12 protein-coding genes are annotated in these 15,034 nt (G+C 64.7%); 4 read left to right on the top strand and 8 right to left on the bottom strand.

Annotated elements, in window-relative coordinates; genetic code table 11:
- Nucleotides 1-15 precede the first annotated feature (15 nt).
- The 8 genes from tldD to mreB all read right to left on the bottom strand — a co-directional run bounded on the left by tldD (nucleotide 16) and on the right by mreB (nucleotide 11,101).
- On the bottom strand, nucleotides 16-1,455 hold the full coding sequence (tldD, locus tag ACIPZ8_RS07610) for a metalloprotease TldD (protein ID WP_400721084.1): 1,440 nt from the start codon (nucleotides 1,453-1,455) through the stop codon (nucleotides 16-18).
- Between the two features lie 2 nt (nucleotides 1,456-1,457).
- On the bottom strand, nucleotides 1,458-2,309 hold the full coding sequence (locus ACIPZ8_RS07605) for a carbon-nitrogen hydrolase family protein (RefSeq protein ID WP_400721081.1): 852 nt from the start codon (nucleotides 2,307-2,309) through the stop codon (nucleotides 1,458-1,460).
- Nucleotides 2,310-2,323: 14 nt separating this feature from the next.
- The gene (locus ACIPZ8_RS07600; RefSeq protein WP_400721078.1) at nucleotides 2,324-6,139 is read right to left on the bottom strand and encodes a YhdP family protein; all 3,816 of its coding nucleotides are present in this window, start codon (nucleotides 6,137-6,139) and stop codon (nucleotides 2,324-2,326) included.
- A gap of 82 nt (nucleotides 6,140-6,221) precedes the next feature.
- Entirely contained in the window at nucleotides 6,222-7,679 is a 1,458-nt protein-coding gene (gene rng, locus ACIPZ8_RS07595) for a ribonuclease G (protein WP_400721076.1), read from the bottom strand.
- A 54-nt stretch (nucleotides 7,680-7,733) separates the two neighbouring features.
- Nucleotides 7,734-8,345: a Maf family protein gene (locus ACIPZ8_RS07590; protein WP_400721073.1), complete on the bottom strand. Its 612-nt coding sequence runs from the start codon at nucleotides 8,343-8,345 to the stop codon at nucleotides 7,734-7,736.
- Between the two features lie 30 nt (nucleotides 8,346-8,375).
- Nucleotides 8,376-8,864, bottom strand: coding sequence for a rod shape-determining protein MreD (mreD, locus tag ACIPZ8_RS07585; protein ID WP_103445582.1), 489 nt, complete (start codon nucleotides 8,862-8,864; stop codon nucleotides 8,376-8,378).
- Entirely contained in the window at nucleotides 8,864-9,856 is a 993-nt protein-coding gene (gene mreC / locus ACIPZ8_RS07580; RefSeq protein WP_400721560.1) for a rod shape-determining protein MreC, read from the bottom strand. The genes mreD and mreC overlap by 1 nt, the downstream gene beginning before the upstream one ends.
- 207 nt (nucleotides 9,857-10,063) lie before the next feature.
- A complete protein-coding gene (gene mreB / locus ACIPZ8_RS07575) occupies nucleotides 10,064-11,101 on the bottom strand; it encodes a rod shape-determining protein MreB (RefSeq protein ID WP_003255163.1) in 1,038 nt (345 codons plus the stop codon).
- 204 nt (nucleotides 11,102-11,305) lie between these two features.
- Here mreB and gatC point away from each other — a divergent pair, with 204 nt between their 5' ends.
- The 4 genes from gatC (at nucleotide 11,306) to ACIPZ8_RS07555 (ending at nucleotide 15,026) form a co-directional block, all read left to right on the top strand.
- Nucleotides 11,306-11,593 carry an Asp-tRNA(Asn)/Glu-tRNA(Gln) amidotransferase subunit GatC gene (gene gatC, locus ACIPZ8_RS07570; RefSeq protein WP_313201347.1) on the top strand — a complete coding sequence of 96 codons (288 nt, stop codon included), beginning with the start codon at nucleotides 11,306-11,308 and terminating at the stop codon, nucleotides 11,591-11,593.
- A 15-nt stretch (nucleotides 11,594-11,608) separates the two neighbouring features.
- On the top strand, nucleotides 11,609-13,060 hold the full coding sequence (gene gatA, locus ACIPZ8_RS07565; protein WP_400721069.1) for an Asp-tRNA(Asn)/Glu-tRNA(Gln) amidotransferase subunit GatA: 1,452 nt from the start codon (nucleotides 11,609-11,611) through the stop codon (nucleotides 13,058-13,060).
- An 11-nt stretch (nucleotides 13,061-13,071) separates the two neighbouring features.
- Nucleotides 13,072-14,517: an Asp-tRNA(Asn)/Glu-tRNA(Gln) amidotransferase subunit GatB gene (gene gatB / locus ACIPZ8_RS07560; RefSeq protein ID WP_027920235.1), complete on the top strand. Its 1,446-nt coding sequence runs from the start codon at nucleotides 13,072-13,074 to the stop codon at nucleotides 14,515-14,517.
- Between the two features lie 134 nt (nucleotides 14,518-14,651).
- Nucleotides 14,652-15,026, top strand: a complete 375-nt coding sequence (locus ACIPZ8_RS07555; protein WP_156340905.1) for a septal ring lytic transglycosylase RlpA family protein — start codon at nucleotides 14,652-14,654, stop codon at nucleotides 15,024-15,026.
- The last annotated feature ends 8 nt before the right edge of the window (nucleotides 15,027-15,034 follow it).

Below are 15,034 nucleotides of genomic sequence, written 5' to 3'. Positions count from 1 at the left end.
GCCCCCGGACATTCTTCAAGCGCCAGTACCGCCCACGGTAATCGCGTCCAGCTTCAGGGTCGGCTGCCCGACGCCTACCGGCACCGATTGCCCATCCTTGCCGCACGTTCCCACTCCGCTGTCCAGGGCCAGGTCGTTACCGACCATCGACACCCGACTCATGGCCTCCGGCCCGTTGCCGATCAGGGTTGCGCCTTTCACGGGTGCGGTGATCTTGCCGTCTTCGATCAGGTAGGCTTCGCTGGTCGAGAACACGAACTTGCCACTGGTGATATCGACCTGGCCACCGCCGAGGTTGGCGCAGTAGATGCCCTTCTTCACCGAAGCGATGATTTCTTGCGGATCGCTCTTGCCGGCCAGCATGTAGGTGTTGGTCATGCGCGGCATCGGCAAGTGCGCATAGGACTCGCGGCGACCGTTGCCGGTAACCGCCATGCCCATCAGGCGTGCATTGAGCTTGTCCTGCATGTAGCCCTTGAGGATGCCGTTTTCGATCAGCGTGGTGCATTCGGTCGGCGTGCCTTCGTCATCGACGCTCAGCGAGCCACGGCGACCTTCGAGGGTGCCGTCGTCGACAATGGTGCACAGTTCCGAAGCGACCTTCTCACCAATCCGCCCGCTGAATGCCGAGCTACCCTTGCGGTTGAAGTCGCCTTCCAGGCCATGGCCGACCGCTTCGTGCAACAGCACGCCCGACCAGCCGGAGCCCAGTACCACTGGCAAGGTGCCGGCAGGGGCCGGGATGGCTTCAAGGTTCACCAGCGCCTGGCGCAGCGCTTCGCGGGCATAGCCCATGACACGGTCTTCAGTGAAGAAGCGGTAGTCGGTACGCCCGCCACCGCCCTGCCCGCCACGCTCGCGGCGGCCATTCTGCTCGACGATGACGCTGACATTGAAACGTACCAGTGGGCGTACATCGGCGGCCAGGCTACCGTCGGCGGCAGCAATCAGGATGCGCTCCCAGACCCCGGCCATGCTGACGCTGACCTGCTGGATACGCGGGTCGAGAGCACGGGTGGCGGCATCGACACGCTTGAGCAGCTCGACCTTTTCGGCACGGCTGAGCACATCCAGCGGGTTGTCCGGCGCATACAGCGCATTCACGTCCTGGCTACGGAACGCCTGCACCGTGCCGTTCTGGCCGGCGCGGGAAATCGAACGGGCAGCACGGGCCGCCGAAGTCAGCGCCTCGAGGTTGATCGCATTGCTGTAGGCGAAGCCCGTCTTCTCGCCGGACTGGGCACGCACACCCACACCCTGGTCAAGGTTGAAGCTGCCTTCTTTGACGATGCCGTCCTCCAGTGCCCAGGTTTCCGAGATCTGGCCCTGGAAATACAGGTCCGCGGCATCGATGCCGGGGCCGGCCAGCTCGCCCAGCACGCTCTGCAGGCTGTCGAGGGTGAGTCCGCCCGGGGCCAGGAGCTGCTCGCTGACGGTGGATAACATCTGGCTCATAGTCACTCCGAGGTGTGCGCAGGCCGCAAGGCGTCCTGCGAGAAAAAGCGCCGGTGCGTGGCGACCGGCATGCGCGCCCGGATGGACGCCTGTTCATCAATGTCGCGCTCGGCGAGCAATACCGCTTCGCCGTGCGCCTGTTCTGCGACGATCCGCCCCCAAGGGTCGACGATCGCCGCATGCCCGTGGGTTTCCCGCGGGCCTGGATGGGTACCGCCCTGGGCCGCCGCCAGCACATAGCACTGGGTCTCGATGGCCCGGGCACGGATCAGCACTTCCCAATGCGCAGCGCCTGTGACCGCAGTAAACGCGGCCGGTGCCGTGATCAGTTCTGCGCCGGCGCTGCGCAAGGCGCTGTACAGCTCGGGGAAGCGCAGGTCGTAACAGACGCTGAGCCCCAGCCGCCCTACCGGCGTATCGGCCACCACCACCCGGGCACCATGGGCATAGTCATCGGACTCGCGGTAGCGGCCACGGTTATCGGCCACATCCACGTCGAACAGATGCAGCTTGTCATAGCGCGCTACCACTTCGCCCTGTTCGTCGATGAGCAGCGAACAGGCATGGGCCTTGGCGTCAGGCTGGCCTTGCGGCGGCAGCGGCAAGGTGCCGGCAACAATCCATAATCTGAGGTCGCGTGCGGTGCGTTTCAACCATGGCAGGATCGGACCTTCGCCGATGGCTTCGGCGCGGCCGATGGCAGCAGCATCCTTGCGCCCCATTGCCGCGAAGTTTTCCGGCAGCACCGCCAGCCGTGCACCGCCCAAGGCTGCCTGTTCGAGCAGGGCGCCCGCACGCTGCAGGTTGGCCAGCACATCGTTCTGGCTGACCATCTGGATGACCGCTGCCTTCATGGGCACTCCCGAATTTATTTATCGAACGGTTTCACAAAGGTGATTTTAGGCTCTTTCACAGGGCCTTCGACGCGATAGTGCACGCTGGCAAAACGCGACACCCGGTCGCCGATCAGCCGATCGACCAGGAACAGCGCGCCACCGACCGCTGGCGCACCGACGATCAGCGCAGCCAGCGGCAGGTTGTTGGTCACCGGCAGGGTCACCTGCAGGTTGGCAGCGACCCGATCGCGCACCAGGTCCAGGGTGCCATCGAGTTCGAAGTTGCTCGAAGGCCCGGTCACGGTGATCGGCTCGCGGGTCACGTAGACACCGCTGCTGGCTACCAGCAGGCCCTTGACCCGGTCGTAGGCCAGGCCCTTGTCGAACAGGTCGGAGAAGTCCAGGCGCAGGCGCCGGCCAATCGAGTTGAAGTTGAGCAGGCCAAACACTCGCAGGGCCTGGGCGCCGCCTTCCACTTCGACGAACTGACCGCTGCGCAAGGCGGCATCCATGCTGCCCGAGAAGCGCTTGAGGCCGACCCAGGCCGGCGAACCGGGCCAACGGCCGTCGACATCCAGGCGGAAATCGCGACTGGTCACGGTCGGGGCGAAACCCCAGGCCTTGAGCACATCGGCGAGGTTCTTGCCATCGAGTCGGCCTTTGTACCAGCTGCTGGTAGCCCCGGTTTCGCCTTCCCAACCGCCACTGCCATCGACATGCAGGCCTTTGAAATCCAGGTCGATGTCCTGCGCCGTCACACCCCGTGCAGTCGGGCGCAGCTTCAGCGCAGCATTGCCGAACAGGTCGTCGCCGCGGTACAGCTTGTCGATGCTCAGGTCCAGGGCCGGCACCTTGCGCGGGTCGAACGAGGCCAGCGGGTCTGGGCCTTCTTCCGATTGTGTCTCTGCCGGGTCGGCCGGCGGCAGGCGCAGGGTCTGCAGGCGCACGACCATCGGCGCAGCCTTGGCATCCGGCACGCGCGCGTTACCGATGACTTCCTTGCTGTCCAGGCGCAGGTCCCAGGCGGTGCCGCCCCGGGTCAGGCGCACCACGGCCTGGTTCAGGCTCATGCCGAAGGCTTTCAGCTGGCCGATGCTCAGGTCGGCACCCTGCAGGTTCTGCCGGGCATTGCCGCCGGGGTCGTCACCGGCAAAGCGTGCGGCCTGCTCCTGCCATGGGCCCAGGTCCAGGCTTTCCAGCCGCCCCTTCACCCGCAGCCCCTGAGCCGCTGGCAGTTGCGCCTGCCCGGCACCGAGCAGCAATTCGCCGCGGCCCTGGCCCAGCTTGTCGGCCGGTGCAGCGTAGGCGAAACGGGCCAGGTCGGCGTAAGCCACATCAAAACGTCGCTCAGGCCCATGCAGGTTCATGCTGAAACGCGTGTTGCGGGTATCCGCCGCCGCCTTGCCGAAGGGGACTGGCAGGTCGATGGTCAGCCCTTTGAGCGAAGAACTGACATTCAAGCTGTTATCACGGCTGCCCAGATTGACCTGCAACTGGTACGGCAGGTCGCCGGAGGCGGGCAATGCCTGCTTGAACTGCAGCCAGTCGGTCAGGGACTTCAGCGAAACCTGGCCACTGGCGTTGATGCGCGTCTGCATCTGACCGGGCTGGCCCTCGGCGCTGATCTGCGCGGTGGCGGGCTTGCCGAACACCTGCAAGCTGATGTTCTTGCCGCTCAGCCCCTTGTCGATGTCGAAGCTGAAGTCACCCTTCAGGCGTGTCAGGTCCAGGCTGGGCGGGGCCACCTTCAGGCGTGCGTCGGCAGTGGCGAAGTCCACCAGCACTTTTGGCCGCTCGCCGTGGGCCAGGGGAACATCGAGCTTGACCTTGCCCGTGAGCGGGCCCTCGCCTTCCCAGCCGGCGAAGATCTCGCCAGTGCCGATCGGTGCTTCCTTGAGAATCTTCAAGCCATCGCCGAGGCTGCCGTCGAAATTGCCGTCAAGGTACAGGTGGCTGTGCTGGCCGCTGTCGACATGGGGAATATTCACGCTGACGTCGCTGACCTTGGTGTCGAGCAGCAAGCCCTTGCTGGCCTTGATGCGCACGCCGCTATCTTCGATCAGCACATCACCGTCCACCTGCTGCACCTGCGGCCAGCCTGGCTGGAAGTCCAGTGCGGCGTCGTGGACCTTGAAGAACAGGCTGATGCTGCGGGCTTCCGGCGTGGCGCCGTGGTTCAACGAGCCCTGGTACTGGAAGTAGCCCTGATCGACGTTGCCTTTGACGATGGCGCTGCGCAGCCATTCGTCGAGGGCCGGGCTCAGTACTTCCGGCAGGTACTTGGCGGTGTAACGGCCATCGCCTTCGGTCAGGCCGACGCGCAGGTCCATGTAGCTTTCGGCGCCTTCGTCGAACAGCAGGCGAATCAGGAAGTCGCCGGCAATCTTGCCTTCCTCGCCCAGCACCTTGAGGTAGGGCGCGATGAGGGTAAAACCGTGCTTGTCGAGCGCCCAGGTCAGGCGCGCATTGGCCTTCTGGTAGTGCCAGGGTTTGGCGAAGATCGGATACAGATGCAGCATGAAAGCGTCAGTATCCAGGCGCAGCTCGCCATGCCCGAGGTCGCCGCTGATGCTGCCGCTGACATTACCGGCCGCCGGAGCGCCATGATAGGCATCGAAACCGACCCGCTCCAGGTTGGCAGCGAACTGCAGGCGCTGGTCACCCTCGGCTTTTGGCCGGGCTTCCAGGCGAACGTTGCGCAGGGCCCCGGTGACTTTCAGCGCATCGACCACGGTCATGAGCTTGTCCGGCAAAGGGGCCAAGGCATCGATCAACGGGGTCAAGGGGGTGAGGTCAAGGCGGTCGGCCTGCACGAGCCAGGTTTCGTCCGCGGGGTCATCGCCCAGGCGCTGGTTCACTTGCAGGTGCGATTCCCAACGCGTCTTGCCGATGCTCGCCGCGAGTGAATCCACCACCACATCGAAGCCCTGATCGCGGCGCTTGAACCAGGCCGCCACGGCTAGATTGTCCAGAGCCACGGCCTTGCGCTCGGCGTAAGCACCGCGCAATTGCGGGGCGTTGAGCCGGACCACTGCCTGCTGCAACTGGCCCTTGCTCCAGTCGACCCAGAACTCGCCACCGGCCTTCAGCGCTTCAGCCCGCCACTGGCCCAGCAAGGCAGGCGGCAGCCACCGCGCCCAGTCGCTTTGCGGCAGGCTCAGGTAGGCCTCGACCTCGCCGTCGCGCCAGGCCTTGGCGTTTGCCCGGCTGCGCAGATTGATCGCCAGCGGCTGGCCGTCGGGCAAGGTCGCCCGCAGGTCCAGGGCCTGGCGTGATGCGCCGGCCTGCAGGCCGACGCTGACATAGGTAAGGGTCAGCGGGTCACGCTGCCAGGGCTGCAGAGTGACCTGGCTGTCGAACACATCGATGCGGCCCAATTGGCGCAAGCGCTGCAACAGCTCGGCAGGGTCCAGCGGCGCGTCATCCTTTTTCGGCAGCCCTTCGAGGGCCCAGCCCCCCTGCTCGTCTTCGCGCAGAATCAGCTGCAGGCCACCGAGCTCGATGCGCGCCAGGCGCACTTCACGGGAGGTCAGGCTGGCCCACAGGTCGGGCACCACCTTGACGTCATCCAGGCGCAGGGCCGAAGCCCCCTCCCCCAGTTGCAGGTCACGCACCCGCAAGACAGGCGCCAGGCCACTCCACTGCCCCTCCAGCGCCCCGACATGCACGGGCAGGCCCAGCGCCTGTTCGGCTTTGCTTTCGACGTCGGCACGGTATTCGGCCACCAGTGGCACCAGCTCGCGGCCGAGGCTGACATACAACGCCACCAGTACCGCGAGCAGGGCGCAAATGCCCAGCCCCCAGCGGGTCAAGGCGACAAGAACGCGGTTCAGACGTCCCATGGCCATGGCCCTCCAGGTCGTTTATCCATGATGGCCCGACGTGCCGATTTTGCCAGCCAGTACCATCCAGGGCGGGTATCAGAAAGCCTCAGAGCAGCACCACATCATATTGTTCCTGCGAATACATCGACTCGACCTGGAAGCGAATGGTTCGGCCAATGAAGGTTTCCAGTTCGGCAACGTTGCCGGACTCTTCGTCCAGCAGGCGATCGACCACTTTCTGATTGGCCAGCACGCGATATCCTTCAGCCTGGTAGGCACGGGCCTCGCGGAGGATTTCGCGGAAGATCTCGTAACAGATGGTTTCGGGGGTCTTCAGCTTGCCGCGGCCCTGGCAGGCGACACAGGGTTCGCACAGGACCTGCTCGAGGCTCTCGCGGGTGCGCTTGCGGGTCATCTGCACCAGGCCCAGTTCGGTGATGCCGATGATGTTGGTCTTGGCGTGATCGCGTTCCAGTTGCTTTTCCAGGGTCCGCAGCACCTGACGCTGGTGCTCTTCGTCTTCCATGTCGATGAAGTCGATGATGATGATCCCGCCGATGTTGCGCAGGCGCAGCTGCCGGGCGATGGCTGTGGCGGCCTCGAGGTTGGTCTTGAAGATGGTTTCTTCGAGGTTGCGGTGGCCGACGAACGCACCGGTGTTGACGTCGATGGTGGTCATCGCTTCGGCCGGGTCGACCACCAGGTAGCCACCGGACTTGAGCGGCACCTTGCGCTCCAGGGCACGCTGGATCTCGTCCTCGACCCCATACAGGTCGAAGATCGGCCGCTCGCCTGGGTAATGCTCCAGTCGATCGGCGATTTCAGGCATCAGTTCGACGACGAACTGCGTGGTTTTCTGGAAGGTTTCCCGTGAGTCGATGCGGATCTTCTCGATCTTCGGGTTGACCAGGTCGCGCAGCGTGCGCAGGGCCAGGCCGAGGTCTTCGTAAATGACCGTGGGCGCGCCGCAGGTCTTGATCTGGCTGCCGATCTGCTCCCACAGGCGGCGCAGGTAGCGGATGTCCTGGAGGATTTCCTCGGCCCGCGCGCCCTCGGCGGCGGTACGCAGGATGAAGCCCCCGGCGTCCTTGATGTTCTCGCTGTCCATGCAGTCGCTGACCACCTGCTTGAGGCGTTCGCGTTCGGCTTCGTCTTCGATCTTCAGGGAAATGCCGACATGGCTGCTGCGCGGCATGTACACCAGGTAACGCGAGGGAATCGACAGCTGCGTGGTCAGGCGTGCGCCCTTGGTGCCGATCGGGTCCTTGGTTACCTGCACCACCAGGGCCTGGCCCTCGTGCACCAGCGCGGTGATGTTCTCCACCGCCGAGCCTTCGCGCTGGGAGATTTCCGACGCATGGATGAACGCCGCGCGCTCCAGGCCGATGTCGACGAACGCCGCCTGCATGCCCGGCAGCACCCGCACCACCTTGCCCTTGTAGATATTGCCGACGATGCCGCGGCGCTGTGTGCGCTCGACGTGCACTTCCTGCAGCACCCCGTTTTCCACCACCGCCACACGCGATTCCATCGGGGTGATGTTGATCAGGATCTCTTCACTCATGGCAGGCTCTCGTCAAAGGTCTTCGGTAATGATGGATCGCGTGTGCCGGGCTGGCTACCGCTGGTTTGTTACCTCTGGCAAAAGCGCCGGTACCTGCCAGCAGGCGATACCGAACCGGGCAAGCATGTCGGCCGTTTCGCTCAAAGGCAGGCCGACCACTGCCGAGTAACTGCCTTCGAGCCCGGTGACGAACACCGCGCCCAGGCCCTGGATGGCGTAGCCCCCCGCCTTGTCCGCAGGTTCCCCACTGGCCCAGTAGCGCTCGGCTTCGCTGGCATCGACAGGGCGAAAACGCACGGTGCTGCTGACGCACAGGCTCTCGCAGTGCTGACCATCGCTCAAGGCCACCGCTGTCAGCACCTGATGCTCGCGGCCAGCCAGGTCGGCCAGCATCGTCAGGGCCTGTTCGCGGTTTTCCGGCTTGCCCAGAATACGGCCATCGAGCACCACCGCGGTGTCGGCGCCAAGCGCCACCGCAGGGCCCTGAAGCGTGGCCAGGCCGGCTTCGGCCTTGGCCCGGGCCAGGCGCTCGACATAGGCCTCGGCGCTTTCGCCTGGCAGCGGCGTTTCATCGATGGGTGCACTGATGACCGTGAACGGCACGCCGATCTGGCCGAGCAGTTCACGCCGGCGCGGTGAGCCGGAGGCGAGGTAGAGGGGTTTCATTCAGACATCTCCCTGTCAGTGGCAGCGCCGTCAGTTGATATGCAAACGTCGGCGCAGGTCGCGCAAGGCGAAGCTGATCCATGGCCAGAGCAAGGCACTGATCACGGCGGACCAGACCAGCGCCAGGGTAGGCAGACGATTGCCGGTGAGCGCGCTGAGCCACAGCTGGATCAGCTGGGCGATACCGAAGATCACCAGGATCACCAGGCTCTGCTGCCACAGCGGGAACATGCGCAGGCGCTGCTGCAGCGACAGCACGAGGAACGTGATCAGGGTGAGGATGAACGCGTTCTGCCCCAGCAAGGTGCCATACAGCACGTCCTCGGCCAGGCCCAGGACGAAGGCGGTGGTCATGCCCACCTTGTTCGGCACGTTCAAGGTCCAGAACGACACCAGCATTGCCAGCCACATGGGCCGGAACACTTCGAGGAACTGTGGCATGGGCGAAACGCTGAGCAGCAGGCCGATGGCGAACGTCAGCCAGATGACCCAACCGTGATTACGGCGCGACTTGGCCATCATTGCCTCCGTGGATGGGCGGGTGCCGCAGGTGCGGCGGCTGGGCTGGCGGGCGCTGCGGCCGGAGCTGCAGGTGGCTGAGCCGGAGTGGCCGCTGCCGCTGGAACCGCTGGGGCCGCTGCCGGATGCTCGGCAGTGGCGGCCGGTTGGCCAGCGCCCTTGCGGTCGGCTTCTTCCTGGGCGATCGCTGCGTCGGTGGCGCGCTGTTCCGGGGTGCGCCGGTCGCTGAATACCAGCAGCATGTAGCGGCTGCGATTGAGCGCGGCGGTAGGTATGGCACGGACGATGGCGAACGGCTGGCCGGAATCGTGGATCACTTCATTGACCGTGGCCACCGGGTAGCCGGCCGGGAAGCGCTGGCCCATACCGGAACTCACCAGCAGGTCGCCTTCCTTGATGTCGGCGGTGTCAGCGACATGGCGCAGCTCGAGGCGCTCCGGGTTGCCGGTGCCGCTGGCGATGGCGCGCAGGCCGTTGCGATTGACCTGCACCGGAATGCTGTGGGTCGTGTCGGTCAGCAGCAGGACGCGGGAGGTATACGGCATCAGTTCGACCACCTGGCCCATCAGGCCACGGGCATCGAGCACCGGCTGGCCGAGGAACACGCCATCACGCTCGCCCTTGTTGATCAGGATGCGGTGGGTGAACGGGTTGGGGTCGACGCCAATCAGTTCGGCCACTTCGACCTTCTCGTTGACCAGCGCCGAGGAGTTGAGCAGCTCGCGCAGGCGCACGTTCTGCTCGGTCAGGGCCGCCAGCTTCTGCAGGCGCCCCTGCAGCAGCAGGGCTTCGGTCTTGAGTTTTTCGTTTTCGGCGATCAGCTCGGTGCGGCTGCCGAACTGGCCGGCCACGCCTTGCCACGCTCGCTGCGGCAGGTCGGTGATCCAGTACGATTCCATGAGCACCAGGCCCATCTGGCTGCGCACCGGCTTGAGCACGTCGAAACGCGCGTCGACAACCATCAACGCGACCGACAGCACCACCAGTACCAGCAGGCGAACGCCCAGTGAAGGGCCCTTGGAGAAAAGCGGTTTAATGGGCCGTTCCTCGTGGACGACTCAGGAGGTCATTGGACATGGGACAACGCACCAGCCTGGTTGCGGGTTGACGGAAACGACGCCCGGATGGACGCCAGCCCAGCGCATACAGGTAGCACTGCGCGTGCTACCTGTAAACCGGGCTATCGAAAGCAGCGGGGATCACTCGCTGGAGAGCAGGTCCATCGCGTGCTTGTCCATCATCTCCAGGGCGCGACCGCCGCCACGGGCGACGCAGGTCAGCGGGTCTTCGGCGACGATCACCGGCAGGCCGGTTTCCTGGGCCAGCAGCTTGTCGAGGTCACGCAGCAGCGCGCCACCACCGGTCAGCACCAGGCCGCGCTCGGCGATGTCGGAAGCCAGCTCCGGCGGCGACTGCTCCAGGGCGCTCTTGACCGCCTGGACGATGGTCGCCAGGGATTCCTGCAGGGCTTCCAGGACTTCGTTGGAGTTCAGGGTGAAGGCGCGTGGTACGCCCTCGGCCAGGTTGCGGCCGCGCACGTCGACTTCGCGCACTTCGCCGCCCGGGTAGGCGGTACCGATTTCCTGCTTGATACGTTCGGCGGTGGACTCGCCGATCAGGCTGCCGTAGTTGCGGCGCACGTAGGTGACGATGGCTTCGTCGAAGCGGTCGCCGCCAACGCGGACGGACTCGGCGTAGACCACACCGTTCAGCGAGATCAGGGCGATTTCGGTGGTACCGCCACCGATATCGACGACCATCGAGCCGCGGGCTTCTTCGACCGGCAGGCCGGCACCGATGGCAGCGGCCATCGGCTCTTCGATCAGGAACACTTCACGGGCACCGGCACCCAGGGCCGACTCGCGAATGGCGCGGCGCTCTACCTGGGTCGATTTGCACGGCACGCAGATGAGCACGCGTGGGCTCGGCTGCAGGAAGCTGTTTTCGTGAACCTTGTTGATGAAGTACTGCAACATCTTTTCACAAACGCTGAAGTCGGCGATGACGCCGTCCTTCATCGGACGAATGGCAGCAATGTTACCTGGCGTGCGGCCCAGCATGCGCTTGGCTTCGGTACCGACGGCGACGACGCTTTTCTGGTTGCCGTGGGTACGGATGGCAACAACCGAGGGCTCATTCAGGACGATACCGCGCTCACGCACGTAAATAAGGGTGTTGGCAGTCCCCAGGTCGATGGAAAGATCGCTGGAAAACATGCCACGCAGTTTCTTGAACATGGGAAAGTGACCCTGGGGAAAGCGTGGGTAAAAAAGTGCGGCAAACTCTAACAATGGCAGGGATTTTGGGCAAGGAGCCAATATGTTAAATTGGCTGTTTTTCCGAGCACGCCAGCAGATGATCGCGGCCGTTAGACCGCCAAAATGCTGACATGTTCCTCACTGCGGACCCTGTTCCGTTCTTTGTTTCCCCTGGAGATCACCATGGCGCTTGAACGCAGCGACGTGGAAAAGATCGCCCATCTGGCCCGCCTGGGCCTGAATGAAGGCGAACTGCCACGCATTACTGACGCCCTGAACAGCATTCTCGGCCTGGTCGACCAGATGCAAGCGGTCGACACCAACGGCATCGAGCCCCTGGCCCACCCCCTGGAGGCCAGCCAGCGCCTGCGCCCCGACCAGGTCACCGAAAGCAACCAGCGCGACGCCTACCAGGCCATCGCACCCTCGACCGAAAGCGGTCTGTACCTGGTTCCCAAAGTCATCGAGTAAGGGATAGAGCCTGCCATGCATGAATTGACCCTGGCCGAGATCGCCCGCGGACTCGCCGACAAGTCGTTTTCCTCCGAAGAGCTGACCGGCGCCCTGCTGGCGCGCGTCAAGCAGATCGACCCACAGATCAACAGTTTCATCAGCGTCACCGAAGAACTGGCGCTGGGCCAGGCGCGTGCCGCCGACGCCCGTCGCGCCGCTGGCGAGACCGGCGCGCTGCTCGGTGCACCGATCGCCCACAAGGACCTGTTCTGCACCCTCGGCGTACGCACCAGCTGCGGCTCGAAGATGCTCGACAACTTCAAGGCGCCGTACAACGCCACCGTGGTCGCCAAGCTGGCCGAAGCCGGCATGGTCACCCTGGGCAAGACCAACATGGACGAATTCGCCATGGGTTCGGCCAACGAATCCAGCCACTACGGCCCGGTGAAGAACCCGTGGAACCTCGAGCACGTGCCTGGCGGTTCGTCCGGCGGTTCGGCCGCGGCCGTGGCCGCGCGCCTGCTGCCAGCCACCACCGGCACCGACACCGGTGGCTCGATCCGCCAGCCGGCGGCACTGACCAACCTTACCGGCCTCAAGCCGACGTACGGTCGCGTGTCGCGCTGGGGCATGATCGCCTACGCCTCCAGCCTCGACCAGGGCGGCCCACTGGCGCGCACCGCCGAAGACTGCGCCCTGCTGCTGCAAGGCATGGCCGGCTTCGACAGCAAGGACTCCACCAGCATCGACGAGCCGGTACCGGACTACAGCGCCGGCCTCAACGGTTCGCTGCAGGGCCTGCGCATCGGCCTGCCGAAGGAGTACTTCGGTGCCGGCCTCGACCCGCGCATCGCCGAGCTGGTCCAGGCCAGCGTCAAGGAGCTGGAAAAGCTCGGCGCGGTGGTCAAGGAAATCAGCCTGCCGAACATGCAGCACGCAATCCCGGCGTACTACGTGATCGCTCCGGCCGAAGCCTCCTCCAACCTGTCGCGTTTCGACGGCGTGCGCTTCGGCTACCGCTGCGCAGAGCCGAAGGACCTGACCGACCTGTACAAGCGCTCCCGTGGCGAAGGCTTCGGTACCGAAGTGCAGCGCCGCATCATGGTCGGCACCTACGCCCTGTCGGCCGGCTACTATGATGCCTACTACGTCAAGGCGCAGCAGATCCGCCGCCTGATCAAGAACGACTTCATGGCCGCCTTCAACGACGTCGACCTGATCCTCGGCCCGACCACGCCGAACCCGGCCTGGAAGCTTGGCGCCAAGAGCAGCGACCCGGTCGCCGCCTACCTGGAAGACGTCTACACCATCACCGCCAACCTGGCGGGCCTGCCGGGCCTGTCGATGCCAGCCGGCTTCGTCGATGGCCTGCCGGTCGGCGTGCAGCTGCTGGCCCCGTACTTCCAGGAAGGCCGCCTGCTCAACGTCGCGCACCGTTACCAGCAAGTCACCGACTGGCACACCCGCGCCCCTAACGGCTTCTGAGGAATTCACACATGCAATGGGAAGTTGTGATCGGGCTGGAGATTCATACCCAGCTGGCCACCCAGTCGAAGATCTTCTCCGGCAGCGCCACCACCTTCGGCTCCGAGCCGAACACCCAGGCCAGCCTGGTTGACCTAGGGATGCCCGGCGTACTGCCGGTGCTGAACCAGGAAGCCGTGCGCATGGCCTGCATGTTCGGCCTGGCGATCGATGCCGAGATCGGCAAGCGCAACGTGTTCGCACGCAAGAACTACTTCTACCCGGACCTGCCCAAGGGCTACCAGATCAGCCAGATGGACCTGCCGATCGTCGGTAAGGGCCACCTGGACATCGCCCTTGAAGACGGCACCATCAAGCGCATCGGCGTGACCCGCGCGCACCTGGAAGAAGACGCCGGCAAGAGCCTGCACGAAGACTTCAGCGGCTCCACCGGCATCGACCTGAACCGCGCTGGCACGCCGCTGCTGGAAATCGTCTCCGAGCCGGACATGCGCAGCGCCAAGGAAGCCGTGGCCTACGTCAAGGCCATCCACGCTTTGGTGCGCTACCTGGGCATCTGTGACGGCAACATGGCCGAAGGCTCGCTGCGCTGCGACTGCAACGTGTCGATCCGCCCGAAAGGCCAGGCCGAGTTCGGCACCCGCTGCGAGATCAAGAACGTCAACTCGTTCCGCTTCATCGAGCGCGCGATCAACAGCGAGATCCAGCGCCAGATCGACCTGATCGAGGACGGCGGCAAGGTGGTGCAGGAAACCCGGCTGTACGACCCGAACAAGGACGAGACCCGCTCCATGCGCAGCAAGGAGGAGGCCAACGACTACCGTTACTTCCCCGACCCGGACCTGCTGCCGGTGGTGATCGAGGACAGCTTCCTGGAAACCGTCCGTGCCGGCCTGCCAGAGTTGCCACCACAGAAGGTCGAGCGTTTCCAGAGCCAGTACGGCCTGTCAGCCTACGACGCCAACGTGCTGGCTTCCAGCCGCGAACAGGCAGACTACTTCGAAGAAGTAGTAAAGATCGGTGGCGACGCCAAACTGGCCGCCAACTGGGTCATGGTCGAGCTGGGCAGCCTGCTGAACAAACTGGGCATCGAGATCGACCAGGCGCCGGTCAGCGCCGCGCACCTGGGCGGCATGCTGCTGCGCATTCGCGACAACACCATCAGCGGCAAGATCGCCAAGACCGTGTTCGAGGCCATGGCCGCCGGTGAAGGCGATGCCGACAGCATCATCTCAAGCCGTGGCCTCAAGCAGGTCACCGATACCGGTGCGATCGACAAGATGCTCGACGAAATGCTCGCTGCCAACGCCGAACAGGTCGAACAGTACCGCGCCGCCGATGAGGCCAAGCGTGGCAAGATGTTCGGCTTCTTCGTCGGCCAGGCGATGAAGGCGTCCAAAGGCAAGGCCAACCCGGGGCAGGTGAACCAATTGCTCAAGGCCAAGCTCGAAGGGTGAGCTGAAAAAGGCGGCGAGGGCTTTGCCCTCGATCGCGGATGAATCCGCTCCTACAAGGAATCGCGTCACGCCTGTAGGAGCGGATTTATCCGCGATGGGCCGCGCAGCGGCCCCAATGCACCGGAGCATCCGAATTGCTAAAACGATCCCTAGGTACGCTAGCCCTCTTCTCTTTCCTGGCCGGCTGCGCCAGCCACGACATCGACCCGCGCGGTTACAACGAAACCGGCACCGCCTCCTTTTACGGCTCGCGCCACCACGGCAAACGCACCGCCAGCGGCGAACCGTTCAACCAGCACGGCCTCACCGCCGCCCACCGCAGCCTGCCGTTTGGCAGCCGGGTGCTGGTCACCAACCTGGCCAACGATCGCAGTGTGGTGGTCCGTATCAACGACCGCGGCCCGCATACCCGTGGCCGGCTGATCGACCTGTCACGCGCTGCAGCAGAAAAAATCGGCATGCTCCGTAGCGGAACGGCGCGCGTCCGGGTACAAGGTCTGAGCGACTGACCTGACAG

The organism is Pseudomonas sp. NPDC089422, assembly GCF_044749405.1.
In the GTDB taxonomy this organism is placed as follows: Bacteria; Pseudomonadota; Gammaproteobacteria; order Pseudomonadales; family Pseudomonadaceae; genus Aquipseudomonas.
The sequence above is the reverse complement of the archived record's forward strand: the minus strand, read 5'-3'. Positions and strand labels throughout refer to the sequence as shown.